The sequence below is a fragment of the Halomonas flagellata genome (assembly GCF_022487945.1).
Classification (GTDB): domain Bacteria; phylum Pseudomonadota; class Gammaproteobacteria; order Pseudomonadales; family Halomonadaceae; genus Halomonas; species Halomonas flagellata.
The window spans coordinates 1-522 of record NZ_JAKVPY010000151.1 but is presented as its reverse complement, the minus strand read 5'-3'; the positions used below and the strand labels follow the sequence as shown (position 1 = coordinate 522).

The following is a 522-nucleotide window of genomic DNA, read 5'->3' as shown; positions in this document are numbered from 1 at the left end:
TCCACTGGCAGGGGAAAAAAGGCGTTATCGGTTTGGAATCCTGCGGCTATAAAGTGCGTAAAAATGAGAACCGCGCCAGCCGGGTTGAATGGGAGCACGTAGTGCCGGCATGGCAGTTCGGCCATCAGCGTCAGTGCTGGCAGGAGGGTGGACGTAAAAACTGCGCCAAAGATCCGGAATACCGCAAGATGGAAAGCGATATGCACAACCTGCAGCCGGCGGTGGGAGAAGTGAATGGCGATCGCGGCAACTTTATGTACAGCCAGTGGAACGGCGGTGAAGGCCAGTACGGCCAGTGCACCATGAAGGTCGATTTTAAAGATAAAATCGCCGAGCCCCCTGCCCGCGCTCGCGGCGCCATCGCCCGCACCTACTTCTATATGCGCGACCGCTATCAGCTGAATCTTTCCCGCCAGCAAACTCAGCTGTTTACCGCCTGGAATAAACAGTACCCGGTCACCGCCTGGGAATGTGAACGTGATGAGCGCATCGCGAAAGTGCAGGGCAACCATAATCCGTATG

At 56.3% G+C, this 522-nt stretch carries 1 protein-coding gene; it reads left to right on the top strand.

From position 1 onward, the window contains the following. Nucleotides 1-522: deoxyribonuclease I (endA, locus tag MKP05_RS21615; protein ID WP_240570180.1), on the top strand; the 522-nt coding region annotated here is incomplete at both ends.